Raw genomic sequence first — 23624 nt, 5'->3', positions numbered from 1 at the left:
TCGTAGCCCTGATGGAGCATGCTCCATCAGGGCTACGCCCCATCAAAAACGCCGATCTCAGTTCTTCACCGCCGGAATCTCCTCCGCTGCCGGCTGCTGCTGGCCCTGCTTGTACATCGCCAGCGCTTTTTCGAGGGCCTCACGCAGCGCCAGCGCCGCGGCGACGCTGCAACGCAAGTGAGCGGTCTGGACCACGTCGACCCTGACGGCGGCGCCGACCGGCATCAGGAGGTTTGCGGCGAGCTCGATCTGGATCGCACCGTTGTGATGGCCGAAGCAGGACGCGCCGTCGAAATAGATGATCGGCGCCCGCTCCGAGCTGGAGGTCGAAATGGTGACGGGCCCCTGATTGGCGGCGGGCGTTTCGGGGTCGGCCATGGGCACTCCTTGCAGCTAACGACGAACGAAGCACCCACCATCGGCGCTTCGGTCCGCTCTGTCGAGGCCCATTCGGGGTTTTGCGCGGCGGCCGACACTGGTCTAGAACGTTCCCATGAGCACCATATCGACCACGCTCCCATTCGACGAACTCGCCGAGGCGATCAAGGGCCGCCGCTCCGATTACGGCCACATCAGCGGGCTGCAGCTCGACCGCTTCGCGCCAGCCGAGGCTTGGTCCAGCCTGCCCTATCGTCCCGTCTTCGTCGGCGACACCGAGACCGGCGTGCTGCACGGAGGCGTCGTCACCGCGATGCTGGACGAGAGCTGCGGCATGGCGGTGCAGCTCGCGCTCGACGGCACGCGCGCGATCGCGACGCTCGATCTGCGCATCGACTACCAGAAGCCGGCGACACCCGGCCTCGACATCAAGGCGCATTCGGTGTGCTACCGCACCACGCGCTCGATCGCCTTCGTGCGCTCCACCGCCTATCAGGAATCGGAAGACGATCCGGTGGCGACCGCGACCGCCTGCTTCATGATCGGCGCCAACCGGACCAACATGCTCGCCGATCGCAGGATGAACGCGCTGGACATACCGGCGCTGGAGACGCCGGAGGATCCGGACGGGCCGTTCGCGCGCAGCCCGTTCGCGCGTTGGCTCGGCATCCGCGTCAACGCCGACGGCACGCTGACGATGCCGTTCTCGCCAAAGATCATCGGCAACCCGATCCTGCCCGCGATCCATGGCGGCATGACCGGCGCCTTTCTCGAGACCACGGCCGTCATCGGCGTCGGGCGCGAGCTCGGCACCGCCGCGCCGCCCAAGCCGATCGGGCTCACCGTCAACTACCTGCGCTCCGGCCGCGCGCTCGATACGTTCGCCAACGTCTCGATCGTGAAGCAGGGCCGTCGCATCGTCGCCTTCGAGGCGCGCGCCTGGCAGGACGATGCGGACAAGCCGATCGCCACCGCCTTCGGTCATTTCATGCTGCGCCCGACGCCGGGAAGTGACGAGGAATAAGCGCCTTTTGACTTGACGTCTGCGGCTGCGGCCACAACGATAGCGCGTCCCCGCGAGAGGTATTGAATTGCGGCATCCGCTCGACATCGTCGCCATGTTCGCCGCACTCTGGCTGCTGGCCTCGATGATGCTCGATGCGTTGACGCCGAAGGAGCTGACCGCGATCATGATCGCCGTCGCGATCGGCCCCGCGATCATCATCACCGCCGTATTCTACTACTTGCGCTGCCCGCGAACCGACTTCGCGGTGATATTCGCCGCGCTCTGGCTGATCTCGGACATCGCCATCGCCTTCATCTCGCCGAAGGAGCTGCCGCATCTCCTGATCGTGCTCGGCTTCGTGCCGGCCCTGCTGATCGGCAGCGTGCTGCACTGGCAGCGCTTCCAGCGCCGCCACGAGCAGCTGCCCGCGCCGTCGGTGAAGCGGGGCTAGCGCGGCAAGAGGTTCGTCTTCGCAAGATCAAGCACCTCGTCGCCGCGGCCGTTCATCACCGCGCGCAGCACCCAGAGGCTGAAGCCCTTGATCTGCTCGGTGGTGATGGTCGGCGGCATCGACAGCTCCTGCTTGGCGGTGACGACGTCGAGCAGGGCCGGCCCGTCATGCGCCAGCATCTCCTTGACCGCGCCGGGAAGCTCGCCCGGGTCCTCGACGCGTTTCGCAAAAATGCCCATCGCGCGCGCCATCGCGGCGAAGTCCGGATTCTTGAGATCGACATTGGTGTCGACGAAGCCCGCCGCCTTCATCTCCAGCGCGACGAAGCCGAGCACGCCGTTGTTGAAGACGACCACCTTCACCGGCAGCCTCTCCTGCGTCAGCGTGATCAGATCGCCCATCAGCATGGTGAAGCCGCCGTCGCCGGAGAGCGAGATCACCTGCCGGCCGGGCTGCGCCGCCTGCGCGCCGATCGCCTGCGGCATCGCGTTGGCCATCGAGCCGTGCACGAACGAGCCGATCAGCCGGCGACGGCCGTTCATGCCGAGATAGCGCGCGGCCCATACCGTCGGCGTGCCGACATCGGCGGTGAACACGGCGTCGTCGCCCGCGTGGTCGCTGACGACCTTGGCGAGATATTGCGGATGGATCGGCTTGCTTCCCGGCGTGCCCCTGGCGAGCGAGTCCAGCCCCTCGCGCGCCTTCTTGTAATGGGCGACGGCATCGTCGAGATGCTTGCGCAGCGTCTTTGATGTCAGCAGCGGCAGCAGCGCCTCGATAGTCAGCTTGACGTCGCCGACGAGGCCGAGATCGATCCTGCAGCGTCGCCCCAGATTTTCCGGGCGGATGTCGATCTGCGCGACCTTTGCATCATCGGGGAAGAACTGCTTGTAGGGAAAATCGGTGCCGAGCATTACCAGCGCGTCGCAGGCGTGCATGGCGGCATAGCCCGAGGAGAAGCCGATGAAGCCGGTCATGCCGACGTCGTAGGGGTTGTCGTATTCGACATGCTCCTTGCCGCCAAGCGCATGCACGATCGGGCTCTTCAGCGTCTCGGCGAGCTGCATCAAGGGCGCATGCGCGCCGGCGCAGCCGCGCCCGCAGAACAGGGTGATGCGCTCGGCACTGTTCAGGAGATCGGCCAGCGCCTGCAGCTCATCCGCCTGCGGCACCACTTTCGGCGCCGCCACGCTGAGGCCGCGCGTCGTCGACGGCGCGCGCTTGGGTGGGCTGCGGAACGCAACGTCGCCGGGCATGGCAACGACGGCGACACCGCGCAGTCCTACCGCCGCGCGGATTGCATTCTCCAACACGAAAGGAAGCTGGCTGGGATCGGAGACCAGCTCGCAATAATGGCTGCATTCGCGGAACAGATTTTGCGGATGGGTCTCCTGGAAATAGCCGCCGCCGATCTCGGCCGTCGGGATCTGCGCCGCGATCGCCAGCACGGGGAGGCGGCTGCGATGCGCGTCGAACAGCCCGTTGATCAGATGCAGATTGCCGGGACCGCAGGAGCCCGCGCACACCGCAAGGCTCCCGGTCACCTCGGCTTCGCCGGCGGCGGCGAACGCTGCGACCTCCTCGTGGCGGACGTGGATCCATTCGATGGTGCCGCGGCGGCGCAGCGCCTCGGTCAGGGCGTTCAGGCTGTCGCCGACGATGCCGTAGATGCGCTTGACGCCGGCCTGTTCGAGCGTTGCCACGAACAGATCGGCTACGTTGTTGATCGCCATGTCGGTCTCCTGCTTCGGCCGGTCACATACCACGACGCGCGAATGTCAGCATCGCGGCACGATGTGGCACAATAGGCCATGTCAGGATCACAGCTAGTTTATTGCCGGCTCAGTCTTTCGCAATCGCCCGATCGTAGGCTTCGGTCGTCGCCTTCGCGCGGGCAGCGACTTCGGCTGCCGTCATGCCGGGCTTGTAGAGGCTGGAGCCGAGCCCGAACGCGGTCACCCCGCCCTTGATGTACTCGGCAAAATTCTGGTCTGACACCCCGCCGACGGCGGCGATCATCACGCCTGACGGCAGCACGACGCGGATCGCGGCGATGCCGGCGACCCCTAGCACGCTTGCCGGAAAGAATTTGAGGCCCGATGCGCCGGAGCGCGCGGCCACCAGAGCCTCGGTCGGCGAGAACACGCCGGGCAGCGTCACCATGGCGTATTGATGCGCGCGCACGAGCACCTGCGTGTCGACATTGGGCGAGACCATCAACTTGCCGCCGACGTCGTTGAGGCGATCGACATCCGCGGTGGTCAGCACCGTGCCGGCGCCGATCAACACGCCTGGCGGGGCCTGCTTCACGGCCGTTGCGATGGAACGGAACGGATCGGGTGAATTCAGGGGAATCTCGATCGCGGTCATGCCGGCTTCGATCAGCACGCCGACGATGGCCTCGGTCTCCCCGGGCTTGACGCCGCGCAGGATCGCGACCAGAGGCCGCTGCATCGGCGGAAAGGGAATGGTCATCTCAAAATCCTTCTACCTGGTCCAGATCGTGGCAGCCGCCATCGACAGTCCGCGGCGGACCGCTTCATCCGCATCGACCGGCTGCACGGTGACCGACAAGGCGTCGAAGGCGTGCCGATACAGCGTCGCGAGCCGGCCCGACGCAATCAACGCAACACCCGCCTGCGGCACGGCGCCGGACAGCCCTGCCGCGAGCTCGACGCCAATCAACGTGCCCGACAGCGTCTCGCGCGCGGCGGCCGGCGTGCCGCCGAACAGCAGCTGACGCGAGCGCGCACCGAACAACAGATTGGCGGCGAAGGCCGGCGCCGCATACGCGGCCTTGACCGCCGCCTTGAAGCTCGCGACATCCTCGGCCTCATCGGCGCCCGCGACCGCGAACGACAGGATGGTCTCGCGCGAGACCACGCTGAAGAGCTCGCCGGTCATGAAGGTGGAGAAGCGTTCGACGATGCCGCCCCTGACACGCACCCATTTCGAATGCGTGCCGGGCATGCAGACCAGCGCCTCGCCGGCGGCTTCGAAGCCCAGCGCGCCGAGCAGTTGCGTTTCCTCGCCGCGCATCACGTCCGGCGCGCTGGCGTCGCGCTGCGCGATGCCCGGCAGGATGCGGATGTCGCGCGCCTCGCCGGGGACGCGCACGGCCTGTTTCAGGACGGCCGCGAGCGGCGCCGGCGTGTCGACATAGCCGGCTTCGACCCAGCCGGTCTTGGCACCGGCCATGCCGCAGACGAGAACCGGCAGATGATCCGGCGCCTCGACCGCCGCGAGATGCGATTGCAGCACCGCGGGAAAGCCGGTCTTCGCCGCGGCCAACATGCCTTCATCGCTGCGGCGTTCAGCCAGCACCTGGCCGGCATGATCGACCAGCCACAGCCGAAAACTGCTGGTGCCCCAGTCCACCGCGACATAAGCGGGTTCGGTCATGCGAAACTGTCCTCGTCTCACGGCCAAGTTCACGTCTCACCTGCAAGACGCCGTCTCGCGACAATGAGACGGTCTCCTGCGGGTGTTCGTCGAGATACCGGCTATTGCGCGGGCAAACCAGCCCTTTCTCGCCAATTTCAGGCTGCAAGGCGCTGGCACAGCGCTTGCTGAACCCTTCCCCACTCAACGCCGTCAACGCGCGCCAAGACGCGTCAACATCAGATGAGGAAACCCATGGAGATCGGCTATTTCACGATGCCTTCGCATCCGCCGGAGTGCGGCCTGAAGGAAGGGAACGACTGGGACCTGCAGGTCATGCGCTGGCTCGACGAGCTCGGCTACCAGGAGGCCTGGGTCGGCGAGCACCACACCGCGCCGTGGGAACCCAATCCCACGCCGGACCTGTTGATCGCGCAGGCCTTGATGCAGACCAAGAGACTTCGCATCGGACCGGGCGGCTTCCTCTTGCCCTATCATCACCCGGCCGAGCTCGCCAACCGCGTCGCGATGCTGGACCATCTCTCCGAGGGCCGGCTCAATTTCGGCGTGGCCGCGTCGGGGCTGCCGAGCGACTGGGCGATGTTCAACGTCGACGGCATGAGCGGACAGAACCGCGACATGACGCGCGAGGCGCTGGAGATCATCCTGAAGATGTGGAGCGATCCCGCGCCCTGGACCTACAAGGGCAAGTTCTGGACGGTGACCAAGCCGGACACGATGTTCGACTTCCTCAAGCCGCACATCAAGCCGCTGCAGGCGCCGCATCCGCCGATCGGTGTCGCGGGCCTCTCGAAGAACTCGGACACGCTGAAGCTCGCCGGCGAACGCGGCTTCATCCCGATGAGCCTCAACCTCAACCCGGCCTATGTGGGCAGCCACTGGGATTCGGTCGAGATCGGCGCGGCCAAGACCGGACGCAAGCCGAACCGGGCGGACTGGCGCCTCGTGCGCGAGGTGTTCGTCGCCGACACCGACGAGGAGGCCTGGAGGCTCTCGACCGGCGACATGATGGGCCGGATGATGGGCGAGTACTTCCTGCCGCTGCTCGGCCATTTCGGCTTCAAGGACTATCTGAAGCACGCGCCCGACGTGCCCGATAGCGACGTCACCGTCGAATATTGCGCCAAGCGGAACTGGATCGTCGGCTCGCCGACGACGGTCGCCGAGAAGATCGAGAAGATCTATGACGAGGTCGGCGGCTTCGGCGTGCTCTGCGTGTTCGGCTTCGACTACAAGCACAAGGCCGAAGCCTGGCACCACTCGCTCTCGCTCTTGAAGAACGAGGTGATGCCGCGTCTTGCGCATCTCGGCTCCGCGAAGAAGGCGGCTTGACGCATCGCGGGTGCGGCGCAATCGTGCCGCACCCGCTTCCATTTTCGGAGATGTCCGCGTGAGCGTCGACACGAAGGATTTCAAGCAGGCGATGCGCCAATGCGCCGGCGCCGTGGCGCTGGTGACGGTGGGGGCCGAGCACGGCAAGCGCACCGGCCTGACGGTGACCTCGGCCTGTTCGCTGTCGGACAGCCCGCCCTCGCTGATCGTCTGCGTCAACCGCAACGCCAGCGCCCATGCGCGCATCCGCGAGGAAGGCGCGTTCGCGATCAACTTCCTGCACGAGGATCACGCCCTGCTCGCGCTCACCTTCAGCGGCCAGAAGGGCGTCAACGGCGACGACCGCTTTGCCTTCGGGCAGTGGACGCGCGGGGTCACAGGCGCGCCGGTGCTGACGGACGCAGTCGCCGCGTTCGACTGCGTGCTGACGCGGGAGTTCGAGACGACGACGCATTCGATCTTCATCGGCGAGGTCCGCGGCGCAACGCATTCCGACCGAGCCGCGCCGCTGGTGTACTTGCGCAGCAGCTTCCACGCGCCTCGCGAGATCCGCGGCACCGTGACAGTGGGCGACCTTGATTCACGGCATCTGAGCTGGAGTGATTTTTCCTGAACTTCACCCTATCGCGCGACGAAGCAATTTGTCTGAGGCTCCCATGAGCGCGGACGCGTAGGTCGGCTCCTTCGACGACGGGCTCGACAAGATGGCCTTCGCCTTGTTGTTGAACATCGCGCCGCTGCGGCCATTGAGATCGTGCGACACCAGCAGCGGTACCAGCCGCTCGGCATAAATGTCGGGCTCAACCATCATGAAGCTGGTCAGCCGCTCCACGACGGCGAACAACATGCGCGACCCGAGCAGATTGGCGCGGCCACAACACTGATGACAATAGACGCCCGCACCGCGGACGCTGTGCGGGCCGATGAATGTGATGACCGCCGTCCTCAAACGGCAGCCGTCGCGCCCAATGCGGGATAGTCGGTGTAGCCCCGCGCGGCACCGCCGAAGAACGTGGTCCGATCGGCCTCGTTCAGGGGCGCACCGGATTTCAGGCGTGCGATGAGGTCTGGATTGGCCAGGATCATCTGGCCGTAGGCCTCCAGATCGGCCAGTCCCGCGCCGACGTCTGAGCCGATACGATCGCGCGGACGCCCGGGCCTATTCACGATCAGCTTGCCGCTCCACAGCTTGCGGAGATCGGCCAAAAGACCGTCGTCGCCCTGATGCATGATGTGCAGATAGGCGAGCGAGAGCTTGTCGAGCTCGCCGACCAGATAGCGATAGAGGTCCGGTCCTTCGGCGCCTTCGTTGATGCCCCACATCGTGATACCCGGTGACAGGCGGATCGCCGTCTTGTCCGCACCGATCTCCCTGGCGATGGCGGCCGCAACCTCGATGGCGAAACGTGCGCGGTTTTCGATTGAACCGCCATACGCATCAGTGCGGGTATTGGCGCTCGGCGCGATGAACTGCTGCACCAGATAACCATTCGCTCCATGGATTTCGACGCCATCAGCGCCTGCCGCAATGGCGAGACGCCCGGCGTCGCGGAAGTCGGCGACGCTTCGGCGCACTTCGTCGGTCGTGAGCGACCGCGGCTGCGGAATGTCCTGCATGCCCTTCGGCGTGAACATCGGCACGCCCGGTGCGATCGCAGACGGGGCCACGCCCTGCCGGTGATGCAGCGTGTTGTCGGGATGCGACATGCGGCCGGCATGCATGAGTTGAATGAAGATGTGCCCGCCCTTGTCGTGCACGGCATCAGTGACCTTGCGCCAGCCGGCGACATGCGCGGCTGTGTAGATGCCGGGTGTGTTCATATAGCCCTGACCGTCGTCGGATGGCTGCGTGCCCTCCGTGACGATCAGACCGACGCCGGCGCGCTGCGCGTAATATTCGGCGGCAAGCTCGCCGGGAACGCCATTCGCGTCGGCGCGCGAACGCGTCATGGGCGCCATAACCAGGCGGTTCGGAAGCTCAAGGCCGCCGAGGCGGACCGGACCGAATAACGGGTTCATAGAGTGTTCCTTCTCGATGATATCGAGAAGGGTAGATGGATCTTCTATTTGATGGAATAAATGCCATATGATGGGAATGATTGATCTATCTATGGAATAATTGAATGGAATTGTTGAACGACATGGCGCTCTTCGTGGAGGTCGTGAAAGCCCGAAGCTTCCGGGGCGCCGCCACGACGCTCGATATGCCAAACTCGACCCTGTCGCGACGGATCAGCCTGCTCGAGAAGGAGATCGGTCTTCGCCTGCTGAACCGGACCACACGCAAGATCGAATTGACGGAAGCCGGCCAGCTGTATTTCGAACGTTGCAAGCGTATCGTCGACGAAGCGCGCCTCGCCCATGAGCAACTCGGCGAGATGCTGACCCACCCGACCGGACTGTTGCGCGTTTCACTGCCGGTGGACTTCGCGAATACTTATCTGGCGCCGGTCATCACCGAGTTCGCACAGCACTACCCCGGCGTCGATTTCGAGTTTGACCTCACGCCGCGACGCGTCGACCTGGTCGCGGAACCATACGATCTGGCGATCCGCAATGGAGAATCCCAGGCCTCCCACATGATCGCCCGGCCGCTTGCCCGCCTGCATGGCTATCTCTACGCCTCGCCGCGCTATCTCGAACTCAATGGTGAGCCACGCGAACCCACAGATCTCGCGCGCCATCAATGCCTTTGCCAGACGAGGGTGAGCAGTTGGACGCTGCACAACGGAGTGGAATCGGTGGAGGCGCCCGTCAGCGGCCGTTTCCACCTCAACAGCATCGGCATGCTCCGCCGCCTCGCGACGCTCGACATGGGCATCACCTTCGTGCCGCAGGAAATCGTCGCCGACGAAGTCGCAGCCGGCCGGCTGCGCCGCATCATGCCGCAATGGCAGGGCTTGCCCATGACCATCTATGCTGTCACCGAGACCAGACTGCTTCCAGCAAAGACGCAGCGCTTCATTGAATTTCTGCGCGAACGGTTGAACCGGGGATAGATCGGGCTGAACGCTACTGCGCCGTCTCGATCTTCAGCTGCTTGATCTTGCGATACAGCGTCGCACGGCTCAGCTTCAGCGCGCGTGCCGCTTCCGTCACGCGGCCACCATGCTTGCGCAGCGCGTCGACGATCGTGGCGCGCTCGGCTGCTTCGAGATCAGGCTCCGCGCATCCCCCGAACGGCGGTAGATCGAGATCGGCATCGGTGATCACGCCGCTCTCCGCGGTGCAGCCTGCGAGCCGCAGCACGTGGCGAAGCTGGCGCATGTTGCCGGGAAACGGGTAGCCCGCCAACTGCGACCTCGCCTCGTCCGAGAGCCTGCAGCCCGGCGCCTCCTCGCGCGCGATCTGGCGGATGATGTCGTCCCGATCCGCCCGCTCGCGCAAGGGCGGCAGCCGCACCTCCATGCCGCGCAGGCGGAAGTAGAGGTCGGCGCGGAAGGCGCCCTCTTCCGCCAGGCGGCCGAGATCGCGGTGGGTGGCGCTGATCAGGCGGATGTCGACGGCGACGGGCTTGAGCGCACCGAGCGGCCAGACTTCGCGGTTCTCCAGGACGCGGAGCAGTCGCGTCTGCAGCGCGATCGGCATGTCGCCGATCTCGTCGAGGAACAGCGTGCCGCCGTCGGCCTGCACGATCAGGCCCTTCGAGCCGTCGCGGCGCGCGCCCGTGAAGGCGCCGGCCTCGTAGCCGAACAGCTCGGCGTCGATCAGGCTCTCCGGCATCGCCGCGCAATTCAGCGCGACATAATTGTTGCGTGCCCGGTGGCTCGCCGCATGAATGGCGCGCGCGAACACATCCTTGCCAACGCCGGTCTCGCCCTGCAGCAGCACCGGCAGGTCGTGATCGACGACGGCCCCGAGCCGCTTCACGCTTCTGATCAGCCCGGGATCGCGGCCCGCGAGCCGATGCAGCGCATCGAAACGATCGACGGGCGGATCGCGGCGCCTGATGAGCGGCCGCGCGCGCTGCGGCGGCGCGATCCGGCCCTGCCCCAACGGCCTGCCGTCGGCGCGGCGCAGCTGGACGATGTCGTCCGCACCGCGCACAGCGTGGTGATCGAACTTGACGTAGCGGGACAGGTCGATGCCGGACGCGATCAAACCGTCGGTGAGGCCCAGCAGGGCGCGCGCGGACCGGCATGCGCCGACAACGCGACGATCATCGTCATAGGCGACGAGGCCGCTGCCGCCATCGCCCGGCACGGTGGCGATCCAGGCATTGCGGAAATGCTCGCGAAAGATCGCGCCTTCGATGCGGCGCGTGGCCTGCATCGCGACCGCGAGCGCAAGCTGGTGCGCGGCGCGGCTGAGGTCGTCACGACACGAGGTGATGTTGACGGCGCCGGCGATGCGGCCGGCAGGATCGAACAGCGGCGTCACCGCACAGGAGAAGATGCCCCACTGCTCGCGAAAGTGCTCGTCGCGATGAACCAGGATCGGCTTTTGCTCGGCAAGGCAGGTGCCGAGCCCGTTGGTGCCTTCCTGGGCCTCCGAAAAATTCGAGCCGGTATAGACCTTCCAGCGCAGGAAGATCTCGGTGTCGGCCTCGCCCGGCAAGCGGCTGAACAGCATGGTCGCGTTGGCATCGGCGAGATTGACGCAATAGCCGGCGTCCCGCAGCACGCGCGCGAGATCCTCGAGCTCGGAGGTGGCGAGCCGGATCGTCTCCTCCATCGGTTCGGCGACATGCCGAACCTCGGCTTCGGTGAGGGTCTGCGGCGGTCCCCGGCGGGCGGGATCGAGCTTGTGGCTGATCAGGGAGCGCCGCCAGGAATTGGCAATGCGCGAGGAGGCGTCGACGTCGGCCACATGATTGGCGACGGACAAGACACGGGCGACATGGTTCGAGGCCGAAAGGCTGGCCATCGCGGACGTCTCCACCCTGTATTATTGTGCAAAGTCTGGCACCACAGGCTGGGATGTCAATCGGGAACCGGAAAGGAGCTATTGCTGCACCGCCCTCACCACGTATCGATACACGGCCGCTTTTTCCCCGCCCTGGCCGGCGGCTTCGGCACGGACCGCAAGCCTGCCATGATCCAGCGCCGCGTCTCGGCGGGGTCGATGACGTTGTCGATCTCGAACACCGAGGCGATCGAGACCGCCTTGCCGTTGGCATAGAGCTCGGCGACCTTGTTGCGGTAATACGTCTCGCGCTCTTCGGGATCGGCGATCGCCTCCATCTCCTTGCGGAAGCCGAGGCGGACATAGCCCTCCAGGCCCATGCCGCCGAACTCGCCGGTCGGCCAGGCCGCGGTGAAGAACGAGGCGTGGAAACCGCCGCCGATCATCGACTGCGCGCCGAGACCATAGCCCTTGCGTAGCACGATGCCGAACAGCGGCACGGTGAGGCTCGCGCCTGTCACGAACATGCGCGAGACGTGGCGGACGATCGCGGTCTTTTCGGCCTCGGGGCCGACCATGAAGCCGGGCGTATCGCAGAGCGAGACGATGGGAAGATCGAAGGCGTCGCAAAGCTGCAGGAAGCGCGCGGCCTTGTCGCCGGCATCGGCATCGATTGCGCCGCCGAGATGGCGCGGATTGTTGGCGATCAGGCCGAACGGCTTGCCCTCGATGCGGATCAGCGCGGTGATCATGCCGACGCCGTAGTCGCGGCGCAGCTCCAGCACGCTGTCCTTGTCGGCGACCAGACCGATCACGCTGCGGATATCGTAGACGCGTAAGCGATTCTCGGGGATCGCGCGGCGCAGCAGACGCTGGTCGGTCGCTTCCCAATCCGTCACCGCGCCCTGGAAATAGGACAGGTATTTTTGCGCGACGCGCGTTGCCTCTTCCTCGTCCTCGACCAGGATGTCGATGACGCCGTTCGGCGATTGGAACGAGACCGGGCCGACCTCGGCCGGATGATAGACGCCGAGCCCGCCGCCTTCGATCATGGCGGGACCGCCCATGCCGATCGAGGCGTTCCTGGTCGCAATGATGACGTCGCAGCAGCCGAGCATCGCAGCGTTGCCGGCGAAACAATAGCCGGAGACCACGCCCACGACCGGGACGAGGCCGGACAGCCTTGCGAATTGCACGAAGGACGGGCCGTCGAGCCCGGTCATGCCGAGCCGGTCGGTGTCGCCGGGCCGGCCGCCGCCGCCCTCGGCGTAGAACACCAGCGGCACGCTCCAGTCTTCCGCCAGCGTCAGCATGCGGTCAATCTTCTTGTGGTTCATATGGCCCTGCGTGCCCGCGAGCACGGTGTAGTCGTAGGCCACGACGATGCAGCGCGCGCCTTCGGGCCCGAACTTCTCGCCATTCACTGTGGCGACACCCATGACGAGGCCGTCGGCCGGTGTGTTCTTGATGAGGTCGTCGAGCTTGCGCCGGCGCCGCTGCGCCGCGATCGCGAGGCTGCCATACTCCATGAACGAGCCTTCGTCGACGAGTTGCGCGACGTTCTCGCGCGCGGTGCGCTGGTTGGTGTTGCGGCGACGCTCGACCGAGGCCGGGCGATTTTCGTCAAGCGTGTTGGCCTGACGGGCGATCAGCTCGGCGAGGTCGGGGCGGATGTGGTCGAGATCGACGTCGGCCTCCGCAGCCGTGTGGTCGGCCGCAACGTCGAGCGGCTCCAGATACATGATGGCTTCGCCATGCAGCAGCGTGACGCCATCGCCGGCCACGAGCTTCATGACACGACCGCCCTGCTCGGCCATGACGAGATGCTCCATCTTCATGGATTCGATCACGGCGAGCTGTTGGCCGGGGCGCACGATCTCGCCCTCCTTGACCTGGATGGTGACGATGGTGCCCTGCAGGGGAGCTGCGACCATCACCGTGCCTTCGGGCACGACCTGTGCGACATGCGCTTCGATACCGTGACCGCCGCTTTGCTCGGTCGCGGCGAAGTAAAGCGGCTTGGCCGCCCCATCGGCGGCATCGACGAGCTTTGCGATGTTGCGATCGATGAAGTCGGTCGCGATGCGGTTGGTCTTGAAATCTGGATGCGCGAGCACCGCCTGGAGGAAGGCGATGTTGGTGACGACGCCGTCGATCCGGAATTCGCGCAGGGCGCGCGACGCCTTGGCGACGACGTCGTGCCAGGCTTCGCCCGGCGTATGCACGATGACTTTTGCCAGCAGCGAGTCGAAGGCCGCGCTGGTCTTGTAGCCGGCATAGCCGAAACTGTCGACGCGGACGCCGGGCCCCGACGGCGGCTCGAACACGGCGAGCACGCCGCCGGTCGGATGCGTCGCGCCGCCGGCGTCCAGCGTCTCCATGTTGACGCGGAGCTGCATGGCATGGCCGCGCGGCTTCGGGATCGCCCCTTGCGCGAGGCCGAGCGAAGCCAGCGTCGCGCCCGCGGCGACCGCGAACTGGGCGCGGACAAGATCGAGCCCGAGCACCTCTTCAGTCACGGTGTGCTCAACCTGCAGCCGGGGATTGGCCTCGATGAAGGCAAAACTGTCCTCGGCGGTGCCGTCGACCAGGAATTCGAACGTGCCGAGATTGTCGTAAGAGGCCGCCGTCGCAAGCTGCCTCGCCGCCTCGATGATGCGGCCACGCAGGGAATCGCTCAGCGAGGGGCTCGGGGCGACCTCGACCAGCTTTTGGTGCCGGCGCTGGATGGTGCATTCACGCTCCCAGAGATGCGAGATCGCGCCATGCTTGTCGCCGATGATCTGCACCTCGATATGGCGCGCCTGCCGGATCAGGCGCTCGGCATAGACGCCGTCGAAGCCGAAGGCGGCCTTGGCTTCCGACTGGCAGCGCGCATGGGCCTCCGCGAGATCGGCCGCGCTCTCCACCACGCGCATGCCGCGCCCACCGCCGCCGGCCATCGCCTTGATGACAATGGCCGCGCTGCTGCCGAGCGAGGTGAAGAACGCCGTGATCTCTTCGAGACTCGATGGCCCGCTGGTGCCGGCGATGATGGGGACGCCGCAACGTTTTGCGAGTTGCCGTGCCGCGACCTTGTCGCCGAACAATTCGAGTGCAGCCGGTTTCGGTCCGACGAAAGTGAGGCCCGCGTCGGCGCAGGCCTTAGCAAACGCCGCGTTCTCGCTGAGGAAGCCATAGCCGGGATGGACGGCATCGCAGCCGGCGCTCTTCGCCGCCGTCACCACCGCCTCGATGTCGAGATAGGCCCGGGCGCCGCGGCCGGGGATTTCGATCGCGTCGTCGGCAACACGCACGTGCAGCGACAGCGCGTCGTCGGCCGGATGGATCGCGACCGTCGCGATGCCGGCATCGGCGGCGGCGCGCGCGATGCGGATGGCGATCTCGCCGCGATTGGCGATCAGGAGCTTTTTGAACGACATCGTCTCTCTCATTCAGACGGCAGGAGGCACATTGGGATTGAGGTCCTGCTTCTTCACCTTGCCCGTCGCCGTCAGCGGCAGGGCATCGATCATACGCACTTCCGGAACCTTGTAGACGGCCATGCGTTCGGCGCACCAGGCGCGCAGGTCTTCCGCGGAGATGGTGCCGACCGCCTCCGGCTTGAGCTGGATATAAGCCACCGGCACCTGGCCCTTGTCGGGATCGTCCCGCCCGACCACGCCCGAGCCCAACACCTTCGGATGCTGGCCGAGCAGGGCCTCGATCTCCGGCGGAAACACGCTCATGCCCTTGACCTTCAGCATCTCCTTGCGGCGGCCGAGGAAGTGCAGAAAGCCGTCCTTGTCGATGGCGCCGATATCGCCGGTGCGCAGCCAGCCGTCGACAAGCGACTCGGCGGTCGCCTCCGGCTTGTTCCAGTAGCTCTTGAGCAGCGAGGGCGTCCGCACGCGGATCTCGCCTTCGGCGCCAAGCGGCAGCAGCGCGCCGGTCTCGAAATCCGTGATCTTGAACTCTGCGCCGGGAACCGGCAGGCCGACGAAGATCGGCTGGTTGTTGAGATCGAAATCGTCGTCCTGGAAGCCTGCCGTGAAGGTGTTGGAGGTGTGGGTCTCCGTCATGCCCCAGGCCGCCTCCATCAGGATCGTGCCGGTGAGATCCTTCCAGCGCTTGCGGTAGTCGGCATTGAGCTTCTTGACGAAGGAGACGACGCGGACCTGCGTCAAGGACGACAGATCGAACTCGCGAAAGCGTGGATGGTCCATCAGTTCGACCGCGCTGTCGACCGGCATCGCGGTCATGGTCACCTTGTACTTGTCGATCGCGGCCATCGCGCCGACGGCGTCCCAGCGCGCGAGCAGGACCAGCGTGGCGCCGGAGAACAGCGGGAAGATCAGTCCAGAGTTCTCGCCCGCAATCCAGAACTCCGGGAAGAACGACAGGAACACGCTGCTCTCGCCGGGCGGCATCGAGATGCCGTAATTGGCCGCGGCCGTGTAGACCATGTCGCCATGGGTATGGACGCAGCCCTTGGGCATGCCGGTGGTGCCGCCGGTGTAGTTGAGCGCGGCAACATCATCGAGTCCGGGCGGCGGCAGCGGCGGTGACGCGGGCATCGCCGCAAGCGCGGGCAACAGATCGGTCGAGCCCGGCACCGCAACGCGCGGCGTGCGGATCGAGTCCGGAACGGGGAACGCGGGCGTTGTCGGCACGACGTCGGCAAAGCTGGTGACGATGATTTCGCGCAGACGTACCTCGCCCCTGACCTGCTCGATGACGGGCATGAGTTGGTCCAGCGACACGATCACCTCAGCCTGGCTGTCGTTGAGCGCGTAAGACAGCTCGAACGCGCGCGACAGCGGGCTGACCGGAACGTGGATCGCACCGAGCTTCAAAATGCCGAAGAACACGATGTGGAATTGCGGACAGTTCGGCAGGAAGACGGCGACGCGATCGCCCTTGCGCACGCCCTTGGCCGCCAGCAGCGCCGCGAAGCGGTCGCTCTGCCGGTCGAGATCCGCATAGGTCGTGACGTGGCCGTAGAAGATCACCGCGGGACGTTCGGGGCTGCGCTTCGCCCAGGCGCGCAGATATTCCGTCAAGGGAACTTCGCCGTGCAGATAGTTCGGCGTACGCGGCAGGCCCTTCGGCCAGGCTTTGTCCCACAGGCCGCGCAGGGTGGCGAGGTAGTCCTGTTCGTTGAGGCCTGCGCTCATGACGTCTTCCCGTGCTGCTTTTTTTCTTCGCGCAGGCACGCACGTGCCGTCGCTCGCCGTCATTACACGTCGAGCACGGCAGAGGTCATGTCAAGGAAAACAACATCCGCGCCGCAGCCGATGCCGCGACGCGGAAATACCAGGAAAGTGCAGCGCGTTTCGTTACGCGGCGCGGACGCCCGCGACGAAGACGCTGACCTCGTTCTCGAGGGTTTGCAGTTTCTGCGTCAGGCGGCCGCTCGACTGCAGCACGAGGCCGGCGGCCTGCCCTGTCTCTGCGGTCGCATCGGTCACGCCGGAGATGTTTTGCGAGACCTGGTCGGTGCCGGAGGCCGCTTCCTGCACGCTGTGGGCGATCGCCTGCGTCGCGGCGCCCTGCTCCTCGACCGCCGCGGCGATCGACGAGGAAATCTCGTTGACCTCCATGATGGTGGCGCGGATGCTCTCGATGTTGCCGACGACCTGATTGGTCTCGGCCTGGATCGCGGTGATCTGCGCACCGATCTCGTCGGTCGCCTTTGCGGTCTGGCTCGCCAGCGACTTCACTTCGCTCGCGACCACCGCAAAGCCCTTGCCGGCTTCGCCGGCCCGCGCCGCCTCGATGGTGGCGTTGAGCGCGAGCAGATTGGTCTGCGAGGCGATCTGGTTGATGAGGTCGATGACCTCGCCGATCTTGTGCGCAGCCGCAGCCAGCCCCTGCACGGTGTCGTTGGTGCGCTGACCGTCGGCAGCGGCCTTGTCGGCCACGGTCGCGGCCTGCGCGACCCGCTGGCTGATCTCCGAGATCGAGGACGACAGCTCGCCGGCCGCGGAAGCGACCGTCTGCACGTTGCTCGAAGCCTGCTGGCACGCCGTGGCGACGAAGCTCGCGCGGTCGCTCGCCTTGTTCGCGGTCTCCGACATGCCCTGCGCGGCCTGCTGCATCGCGCGCGCCTCGTTGAAGACGTCGCGGACGACGGCCTGGACGCTCGCCTCGAACTTGCCGGCGAGATCGGCCATCGCCTTGCGCTTCTCGTCGTCGGCCTTGTGCTTCATCTCTTCCTGCTCGGCATGCATCCGGCCCACGGCCGACGCATTGTCCTTGAACACGGCGAGTGCCTTGGCAAGCGCACCGACTTCGTTGCTGCGGTCGGTGTAGGGCACCTCGAAAGCGCTGTCGCCGGCGGCGAGGCGCTCGGTCAGCGCCGTGATCGTGGCCAGCGGCCGGGTGACGCTGCGTCCGATCAGGAACGAGGCGCCGAGAACCAGAACCAGCACGGCGAGGCAGACGTAGCCGAACGTCATCGCGTTCTGGCGGAACACGGCGTCGACGTCGTCGAGATAGATGCCGGTGCCGATGATCCAGCCCCAGGGCGCAAAGCCCTTCACATAGGAGATTTTCCCGACCGGCTGGTCGAAGCCGGGCTTGGGCCAGAGATAGCCATAGAAGCCGGCGCCCTGCTTCTTGACGACGTCAACGAAGCCCATGAACAATGCATTGCCGGCGGGATCCTTCATGCCGGACAGATCCTTGCCGTCGAGCTCCGGCTTGATCGGATGCATGACCATCTTGGGGGTCATGTCATTGATCCAGAAATACTCGACCTTGTCGTAGCGCAGGCTCTTGATCTCGGCCATGGCGGCGGCCTGGGCCTGCTCGCGCGGCAGTTTCCCCTCGTTCTCGAGCTTCTGATAGTGGGCGAGAATGCCGTAGCCGACATCGACCATGTGCTGCGTCTTGGCCTGACGGTCGGCGACCATCTGGCTACGCACGGTCGACAGGGCGATCGGCGCCAGCGCGATCATGCCGAGCAGGCTGATGCCGACAATGAGGACCAGCTTGAAACTGATGCGGGAGAAAATCATCGGAGCTCGCAAAATTGGCGGTACAGACATGCCAATTTATCCCGATCCCCTTAGCAAAGCCTTAAGCATTCCGGTTCCCGGAATTCAGGCCTCCCTCAGGCCGCGCGGACAGAGGTGAGGAAGGAGCTGACCTTCTGCTTCAGGCTTGCGCTGTCGGCGGCGAGCGAGCGTGCTGCGGACAGAACCTGGGACGATGCTGCCCCGGTCTCGGACGCCCCACGCTGCACGTCGGCGACGCCCGTGGACACCTGTTGCGTTCCGTGCGCGGCCTGCTGGACGTTGCGCGAAATCTCCTGCGTCGCCGTGCCCTGCTCCTCCACCGCCGCGGCGATGGCGGAGGCGATTTCCGAAAGGCCGCCGATGGTGTCGCCGATCTCCTTGATTGCCGCGACGGACTCGCCGGTCGCCGCCTGCATCCCGCTGACCTGCTCGCTGATCTCGCCGGTGGCCTTGGCGGTCTGCTCCGCCAGCAGCTTCACCTCCGAGGCGACCACGGCGAAGCCGCGACCGGCTTCGCCGGCGCGCGCAGCCTCGATGGTGGCGTTGAGCGCCAGTAGATTGGTCTGTGCCGCGATCCCGTTGATGAGCGCGACGATGTCGCCGATGCTGCTGGCAGCCCGCGCCAGCTCGTTGACCCGCTCGTTGGTTTTGTGCGCCTGCGCGACGGCATCGCCGGCCATGCGGGCCGACGTCTGCACCTGCCGGCTGATCTCCGTGATCGAGGAGCTGAGCTCCTCGGTCGCCGCCGCGACCGACTGGACGTTGGTCGAGGCTTCGCCGGAGGCGGCGGTCACCGTCCTGGCAAGGTCCTGCGACCTGTCGGCGGTCGAGGTCAGGGTGCCCGCGGAGCTCTCGAGGTTGCCGGCGGCCTGCGACACCGTCTCGATGATCGCACCGATCGCGTGCTCGAAATCGTCGGCGAGACGATACATGTCCTGCTTGCGCTGGGCTGCGGTGTCCAAGCGCAATCTCTCCTGCTCGGTGCGCAATTTTTCGCTCTCCGCCATCCGGTCGCGGAAATATGTCGTCGCGCGCGCCATCTGCCCGACTTCGTCGGCCCGCTTCGCTTCGGGCAGGTCGATCGACAGATCGCCGTCGGCCAGCGCCTGCATCGCGGCGCTGACGCCGCGGATGCTGCGGCTGACAGCAAAGCCGACGAGGCCGACGAGCCCGATCGCCGGAAGCGCGAGCAGCGCAATGATGCCGACGATCTTCCAGACCATCGCCATGAAGTCGGTCCAGATGTCGTTCACGAACACGCCCGTTCCGATGAAGACCTTCCAGGGCGCGAAACCCTTGACGTAGGACAGCTTCACCGCCGTCTTCGGATCGTCCTGCCGCAACGGCCAGTCATAGGCGTAGGTGCCTTCGTTCTGCTTGCGCACGATGTCGAGCAGAGCCGGGATGACGGGAACACCGTTGCTGTCCTTGATGCCGAAGACGTCCTTGCCCATCAGCTTGGGGCTTGGATGAGCGAAGCCGACCTGATCGTAGGTATGGGCAAACAGATATTCGTCGCCGGAATAGCGAATCTTCAGCAACGCGTCCTTGAAGCGCGCCTGTGCGTCCTCGCGGGTCAGCTGGCCCGCCACGGCCGCGGCCTCGAACTTTTCCGCAAGGCTGTAGCCGGCGTCGACCATGGCCTTCAGGACGTTCACCCTGTCCTGGTACATCCGCTGGTACATCGACCACAGCGCAATACCGGTCACGCAGCAGATCGCCACCGCCATCGCCAGGACGGCACTCAAGAGCTTGGTACGGATCGAGATCTGGTTCAGCACAGTCGTTCTCTCTGGAGACGGGGCGCAGCAACACGCGAGCGCCGCATGAAATCAATGTCTGAGGCAATTCGACCATCGCCCGAATAGGCCCGGTATGACTTGATCGGCTTAAGGCGTCGTAAATCGAACCCCGCGCCGCGCCTTTCCATGGCATCTTCGGCAACATGGTACGGTTCGAAGGATTCAAGATTGGATTCGTTCAACGTGTTTTTACGGGCGTTCGTCACTCGGCTCTGATGCGAAATCCTGATTGCAATTCTAGAACACCTCGATATCGCGCCCGCGAGCGTTGACTTGCGAGACGCTCTGGCGGAACGATCGCGCAGATCAAAGGCGGCGTGCGCGCTGCAGACGCCAGAGGCTCCATGCATCAATCGATACAACACCGGTCGTTGGACCTGCCGGCGCTGAGCGCGGCCGAACGGCTCTTCATCTGGGGCTTCCGCGCCAAGGCCCGCAGCGGAGGCGCGGTTCCTACCGCAGCCGACATCAAAGAGGTGTACGACCATTTTCGCGTGGGCGATGCCGTGCACTCGCTGGAATCCATCATCGAGATCTTCGCCTGCACGGCCCACACCGCCATCGAGGTGCACTGCCCGACCTGTCCGCGCGTGTCGGACAGCGAGCAGGGCATTTTGCACGCCGTCGCCGCGGCACAACAGGATCGCATCGACATCGCGCGTGAACAATTCGAGAGCTGGCTGCCTCCGGTCGGCGCCGATTGGGCGCTCGCGCCTGTGCGCGGGCTCGCGACGATCTTCCGCATGGCGGGTCTCATCCTGCCCGACCGGCAGCTGCGGTCTTTCGACCACGACCGCACCATGGCGATGAAGAGCTGGCTGGTCGGAAGCCCGACATTGCACTGACGAGATCGTTCATGCCCCCGGATATTTGCGGTTCTGTCACGATTCCGAACGCCGGCCAGCCGCGGCTCTGTCCGCTTCAGGCCGCGCTTGCGGCGCGTCCCTGCGTCGAAAGCTACGATGACTTCTGCCGCGTTGCGCTGTCGTTGTTCCGGTTCATCGGGGCGGCCTATACCACCGGCGCGTCGGATTGCTGGGAAGCGGCCTATCGCTTTGCCGACGAGGCGCCGGGCATTTCCGACAGCCCGCTGCTGGTGGCGCGGGCTGCCGCACTCGTCAGAATCCTGCGCAGTGGCCGGCCGTGCGATCTGTGCTTCATGCCGCCGTCCTGCCGTCGCCTGTCGAAGGACGAGGCCGAATTGATGCAGCTGCTGGCGGTCGCGCGCCGCAAGCAGCCGGGCGAGCTCGAATCCATCGTCGGCCAGCTGGTCGGCTCCGGCAAGGAAGATGCGGCGACACGCGCGGTCAACGCGCTTGCACTGTGCTGAGGCTTAGGCGCCCTTCCTGCTTAGCACGAGATCGATCGTGTGCGCGGCGATCTTGCGCAGCTGCGGCTCGTCGCCGAAGGCACGTTCGAGCACCGCGAGGCCGCGCGTCACGGTGATGATGTGCAGCGCCGCGGCCGCGGGATCGCCGTTGAACTCGCCCCGCGCCGCGCCTGCCGACAACGTGTCCTCAACTAGTGCGGTGATGCGCGCAATGAGGCTCGCAAAGGCCTGGCGCGCTTCTTCGTCGAGCCCTTCGCTTTCGGCCGAGCCGAGCTCCATCAAGCCGCGCGTGGTCGGACATCCCCGCGACGGCTTGCCTGCGCGAAAATTGCTGATGGTCAGATCGAAGAACGCGGTGAGGCGCTTGCGCAACGAGCCCGTCGCGAGCGCCTTCTGCAGCGCCGCAAGATAATCCCCGGCATAGCGTTCATACGCCTGCAGAAACAATGCCTCCTTGCTGCCGAAAGCATTGTAGAGGCTGCCGCGCTGGACGCCGGCATCGCGCGCGATGTCCGACAGCGAAGTGCCGCGCACGCCGTTGCGCCAGAACTGGTCGAACGCGATGCGCAGGACCTCGTCATGATCGAATTCACGTGGCCGCAAACTCTGCTCCTGCAGTATTTGACACGATGTCAAGAACGTGCTTTCTAGACACCGTGTCAAAAACTGATCGGAATTGATAGCCCATTTCGTCAATGGGCCGAGCCGGCGGCGTACATTCGCCTTGCCGGATCGGCCCGCATGCAAAGGGACCAACCATGCCTCTGCTTCATATCGCCATGCGCGCCGGCAAGTCTGAAGCCTACCGGCAGGCGATTCTCGACGGGCTTTATGGCGCCATGCGGGAAGCGCTTGACGTGCCCGACGGCGACGCCTTCATGGCCATCACCGAGCATGAGCGCGCGAACTTCCGCTGCGGCAACGCCTACGGCGTCGTGCGCAGCGACGATGCGGTGCTGATCCAGATCACCGTATTCGCTTCGCGGACCGCCGAGCAGAAGAAGGCGCTCTATCGCTGCGTCGCGGATCGTCTCGGCGAAAGCCCCGGCATCCGGCCCGAGGACGTGTTCGTGAACGTGCTCGATGCGCCCAAGGAGAACTGGTCGGTCGGACATGGGCTGGCGCAATTTGCGTGAGTTGGCTCCGGTTTCAATCCGCAACGCACGCCGCCATGACGCTGTCGAGCTCGGCGAGCGAGAGCAGCCCGAGCTCGGCGATGAACACGATCCGCGCGCGTGGCACCCCCGGTGCGGACACATCGCCCGGGGCGAGCGTGGCGCGGCCGGCGGCAAATTGAAACACCATCTGGCGGCCCGGCTGCTCGACCGTCTCGAACAGGCCTTTTGCACGCGCCAGCTTCGGCGCCAGCTTGCCGATCGCCTGCTGCAAGCGCGGTAGCGAGAGCGGGCGCTCCGAGGTCCAGCTCAGCGTCTCGAAGCGGTCCTCTGCCGGCCGTTTCGGGCCGAGCTCGCGCCGCGCCGGCGCGCGAGCGACATGCGCGGGGAATAGCAGCGCGGACGGAATTTCGCCATGCTTCGCATCGACCACCACAGCGGGAACGCGCTGGGCGCGAATGGCCGCGCGCATTCGCGCACCCGCGCCCTCGTCCGCCAGATCGAGCTTGCTGAGCGCCACGATGTCGGCGACGCGGAGCTGCGAGCGCTGGAGCGCGTCGTCCAGAGCTGACGGCGGCGTGCCAGCGTCCAGCACGCAGAGCACGGTCTCCAGCGGAGCCTCGCGCAGGATCACGGGGTCCATGAGATTGCGGACGATATCGGAGGGGTCGGCGACACCGCTGGTCTCGATCACGATATAGTCGGGCCTCGGATCGCGGCGCAGCAGCGTCGAGAGCGTGCGCAGGAGATCGCCTTCGAGCGAGCAGCAGATGCAGCCATTGGCGAGGCTGACCACGCCGTCGCTCGCGCCCGCGATCAACTCCGCATCGATGTTGATGGCGCCGAAATCGTTGACGATTGCGGCGATGCGCCGTCCCTCCGCATGCGCCAGCAGATGATTGACGACCGTGGTCTTGCCCGCCCCCAGAAAGCCCGCCACCAGGAGAATGGGGACCGGCATG

General features: G+C 65.8%; 21 protein-coding genes. 8 read left to right on the top strand and 13 right to left on the bottom strand.

The window, feature by feature from the left end; translation table 11 throughout:
- Positions 1–57: 57 nt before the first annotated feature.
- Entirely contained in the window at positions 58–378 is a 321-nt protein-coding gene (locus tag XH83_RS06630) for a hypothetical protein (RefSeq protein WP_194406228.1), read from the bottom strand.
- Between the two features lie 115 nt (positions 379–493).
- Between XH83_RS06630 and XH83_RS06625 the strand changes: the two genes are divergently transcribed.
- Both XH83_RS06625 and XH83_RS06620 read left to right on the top strand, forming a co-directional pair.
- Positions 494–1402: a PaaI family thioesterase gene (locus tag XH83_RS06625; RefSeq protein ID WP_194406227.1), complete on the top strand. Its 909-nt coding sequence runs from the start codon at positions 494–496 to the stop codon at positions 1400–1402.
- Positions 1403–1469: 67 nt separating this feature from the next.
- On the top strand, positions 1470–1835 hold the full coding sequence (locus tag XH83_RS06620; RefSeq protein ID WP_194406226.1) for a hypothetical protein: 366 nt from the start codon (positions 1470–1472) through the stop codon (positions 1833–1835).
- Here the strand turns inward: XH83_RS06620 and poxB are convergent.
- From poxB to XH83_RS06605, 3 genes are all read right to left on the bottom strand, one after another.
- Positions 1832–3568, bottom strand: a complete 1737-nt coding sequence (gene poxB, locus XH83_RS06615) for a ubiquinone-dependent pyruvate dehydrogenase (RefSeq protein ID WP_194406225.1) — start codon at positions 3566–3568, stop codon at positions 1832–1834. The two genes, XH83_RS06620 and poxB, sit on opposite strands and share 4 nt — an antisense overlap.
- A 109-nt stretch (positions 3569–3677) precedes the next feature.
- Complete coding sequence (locus XH83_RS06610; protein ID WP_194406224.1) at positions 3678–4310, bottom strand: 2-dehydro-3-deoxy-6-phosphogalactonate aldolase; 633 nt, start codon at positions 4308–4310, stop codon at positions 3678–3680.
- A 12-nt stretch (positions 4311–4322) separates the two neighbouring features.
- Positions 4323–5237, bottom strand: coding sequence for a 2-dehydro-3-deoxygalactonokinase (locus tag XH83_RS06605; protein ID WP_194406223.1), 915 nt, complete (start codon positions 5235–5237; stop codon positions 4323–4325).
- A 234-nt stretch (positions 5238–5471) separates the two neighbouring features.
- On the opposite strand from XH83_RS06605, the gene XH83_RS06600 reads away from it, so the two are divergent.
- Complete coding sequence (locus XH83_RS06600) at positions 5472–6569, top strand: LLM class flavin-dependent oxidoreductase (RefSeq protein WP_194408183.1); 1098 nt, start codon at positions 5472–5474, stop codon at positions 6567–6569.
- A 58-nt stretch (positions 6570–6627) separates the two neighbouring features.
- Positions 6628–7182 (top strand): flavin reductase family protein, encoded by a 555-nt coding sequence (locus XH83_RS06595; protein WP_194406222.1) that lies wholly within the window; start codon positions 6628–6630, stop codon positions 7180–7182.
- Between the two features lie 3 nt (positions 7183–7185).
- Here the strand turns inward: XH83_RS06595 and XH83_RS06590 are convergent, their stop codons facing one another.
- Together XH83_RS06590 and XH83_RS06585 are read right to left on the bottom strand one after the other, a co-directional pair.
- Positions 7186–7416, bottom strand: coding sequence for a hypothetical protein (locus XH83_RS06590; RefSeq protein WP_194406221.1), 231 nt, complete (start codon positions 7414–7416; stop codon positions 7186–7188).
- 98 nt (positions 7417–7514) lie between these two features.
- Positions 7515–8588 (bottom strand): alkene reductase, encoded by a 1074-nt coding sequence (locus XH83_RS06585; RefSeq protein WP_194406220.1) that lies wholly within the window; start codon positions 8586–8588, stop codon positions 7515–7517.
- Positions 8589–8692: 104 nt separating this feature from the next.
- On the opposite strand from XH83_RS06585, the gene XH83_RS06580 reads away from it, so the two are divergent.
- Positions 8693–9568 (top strand): LysR family transcriptional regulator, encoded by an 876-nt coding sequence (locus XH83_RS06580; RefSeq protein WP_194406219.1) that lies wholly within the window; start codon positions 8693–8695, stop codon positions 9566–9568.
- A 13-nt stretch (positions 9569–9581) separates the two neighbouring features.
- On the opposite strand, the gene XH83_RS06575 is transcribed toward XH83_RS06580, so the two are convergent.
- The 5 genes from XH83_RS06575 to XH83_RS06555 all read right to left on the bottom strand — a co-directional run bounded on the left by XH83_RS06575 (position 9582) and on the right by XH83_RS06555 (position 20196).
- A complete protein-coding gene (locus tag XH83_RS06575; protein ID WP_194406218.1) occupies positions 9582–11435 on the bottom strand; it encodes a sigma-54-dependent Fis family transcriptional regulator in 1854 nt (617 codons plus the stop codon).
- A 95-nt stretch (positions 11436–11530) separates the two neighbouring features.
- Positions 11531–14836 carry a carboxyl transferase domain-containing protein gene (locus XH83_RS06570; protein WP_194406217.1) on the bottom strand — a complete coding sequence of 1102 codons (3306 nt, stop codon included), beginning with the start codon at positions 14834–14836 and terminating at the stop codon, positions 11531–11533.
- 12 nt (positions 14837–14848) lie between these two features.
- The gene (locus XH83_RS06565; RefSeq protein ID WP_194406216.1) at positions 14849–16570 is read right to left on the bottom strand and encodes an AMP-binding protein; all 1722 of its coding nucleotides are present in this window, start codon (positions 16568–16570) and stop codon (positions 14849–14851) included.
- Positions 16571–16732: 162 nt separating this feature from the next.
- The gene (locus tag XH83_RS06560; protein ID WP_194406215.1) at positions 16733–18415 is read right to left on the bottom strand and encodes a methyl-accepting chemotaxis protein; all 1683 of its coding nucleotides are present in this window, start codon (positions 18413–18415) and stop codon (positions 16733–16735) included.
- 95 nt (positions 18416–18510) lie between these two features.
- On the bottom strand, positions 18511–20196 hold the full coding sequence (locus tag XH83_RS06555) for a methyl-accepting chemotaxis protein (protein ID WP_194406214.1): 1686 nt from the start codon (positions 20194–20196) through the stop codon (positions 18511–18513).
- 365 nt (positions 20197–20561) lie between these two features.
- Between XH83_RS06555 and XH83_RS06550 the strand changes: the two genes are divergently transcribed.
- Positions 20562–21062 (top strand): hypothetical protein, encoded by a 501-nt coding sequence (locus XH83_RS06550; RefSeq protein WP_194406213.1) that lies wholly within the window; start codon positions 20562–20564, stop codon positions 21060–21062.
- An 11-nt stretch (positions 21063–21073) separates the two neighbouring features.
- On the top strand, positions 21074–21547 hold the full coding sequence (locus XH83_RS06545) for a hypothetical protein (protein ID WP_194406212.1): 474 nt from the start codon (positions 21074–21076) through the stop codon (positions 21545–21547).
- A gap of 3 nt (positions 21548–21550) precedes the next feature.
- Here the strand turns inward: XH83_RS06545 and XH83_RS06540 are convergent, their stop codons facing one another.
- The gene (locus XH83_RS06540) at positions 21551–22150 is read right to left on the bottom strand and encodes a TetR/AcrR family transcriptional regulator (RefSeq protein ID WP_194406211.1); all 600 of its coding nucleotides are present in this window, start codon (positions 22148–22150) and stop codon (positions 21551–21553) included.
- A 155-nt stretch (positions 22151–22305) separates the two neighbouring features.
- Between XH83_RS06540 and XH83_RS06535 the strand changes: the two genes are divergently transcribed.
- Complete coding sequence (locus tag XH83_RS06535) at positions 22306–22683, top strand: tautomerase family protein (protein ID WP_194406210.1); 378 nt, start codon at positions 22306–22308, stop codon at positions 22681–22683.
- Positions 22684–22696: 13 nt separating this feature from the next.
- Here XH83_RS06535 and XH83_RS06530 read toward each other — a convergent pair whose 3' ends face one another.
- Positions 22697–23623, bottom strand: a complete 927-nt coding sequence (locus XH83_RS06530) for a GTP-binding protein (RefSeq protein WP_194406209.1) — start codon at positions 23621–23623, stop codon at positions 22697–22699.
- Position 23624 lies beyond the last annotated feature (1 nt).

Origin of the sequence: Bradyrhizobium sp. CCBAU 53351 (assembly GCF_015291745.1) — a bacterium.
Taxonomy (GTDB): Bacteria; Pseudomonadota; Alphaproteobacteria; order Rhizobiales; family Xanthobacteraceae; genus Bradyrhizobium.
This window is presented reverse-complemented; position numbering and strand designations above follow the sequence as displayed.

Excerpts from the sequence above, each read along its gene's own strand:
- XH83_RS06585 (WP_194406220.1), bottom strand. The coding sequence starts at position 8,588 with ATGAACCCGTTATTCGGTCCGGTCCGCCTCGGCGGCCTTGAGCTTCCG.
- XH83_RS06535 (WP_194406210.1), top strand. The coding sequence starts at position 22,306 with ATGCCTCTGCTTCATATCGCCATGCGCGCCGGCAAGTCTGAAGCCTAC.
- XH83_RS06630 (WP_194406228.1), bottom strand. The coding sequence starts at position 378 with ATGGCCGACCCCGAAACGCCCGCCGCCAATCAGGGGCCCGTCACCATT.
- XH83_RS06625 (WP_194406227.1), top strand. The coding sequence starts at position 494 with ATGAGCACCATATCGACCACGCTCCCATTCGACGAACTCGCCGAGGCG.
- XH83_RS06560 (WP_194406215.1), bottom strand. The coding sequence starts at position 18,415 with ATGATTTTCTCCCGCATCAGTTTCAAGCTGGTCCTCATTGTCGGCATC.
- poxB (WP_194406225.1), bottom strand. The coding sequence starts at position 3,568 with ATGGCGATCAACAACGTAGCCGATCTGTTCGTGGCAACGCTCGAACAG.
- XH83_RS06580 (WP_194406219.1), top strand. The coding sequence starts at position 8,693 with ATGGAATTGTTGAACGACATGGCGCTCTTCGTGGAGGTCGTGAAAGCC.
- XH83_RS06565 (WP_194406216.1), bottom strand. The coding sequence starts at position 16,570 with ATGAGCGCAGGCCTCAACGAACAGGACTACCTCGCCACCCTGCGCGGC.
- XH83_RS06545 (WP_194406212.1), top strand. The coding sequence starts at position 21,074 with ATGCCCCCGGATATTTGCGGTTCTGTCACGATTCCGAACGCCGGCCAG.
- XH83_RS06610 (WP_194406224.1), bottom strand. The coding sequence starts at position 4,310 with ATGACCATTCCCTTTCCGCCGATGCAGCGGCCTCTGGTCGCGATCCTG.
- XH83_RS06570 (WP_194406217.1), bottom strand. The coding sequence starts at position 14,836 with ATGTCGTTCAAAAAGCTCCTGATCGCCAATCGCGGCGAGATCGCCATC.
- XH83_RS06600 (WP_194408183.1), top strand. The coding sequence starts at position 5,472 with ATGGAGATCGGCTATTTCACGATGCCTTCGCATCCGCCGGAGTGCGGC.
- XH83_RS06550 (WP_194406213.1), top strand. The coding sequence starts at position 20,562 with ATGCATCAATCGATACAACACCGGTCGTTGGACCTGCCGGCGCTGAGC.
- XH83_RS06530 (WP_194406209.1), bottom strand. The coding sequence starts at position 23,623 with ATGCCGGTCCCCATTCTCCTGGTGGCGGGCTTTCTGGGGGCGGGCAAG.
- XH83_RS06575 (WP_194406218.1), bottom strand. The coding sequence starts at position 11,435 with ATGGCCAGCCTTTCGGCCTCGAACCATGTCGCCCGTGTCTTGTCCGTC.
- XH83_RS06590 (WP_194406221.1), bottom strand. The coding sequence starts at position 7,416 with ATGTTGTTCGCCGTCGTGGAGCGGCTGACCAGCTTCATGATGGTTGAG.
- XH83_RS06605 (WP_194406223.1), bottom strand. The coding sequence starts at position 5,237 with ATGACCGAACCCGCTTATGTCGCGGTGGACTGGGGCACCAGCAGTTTT.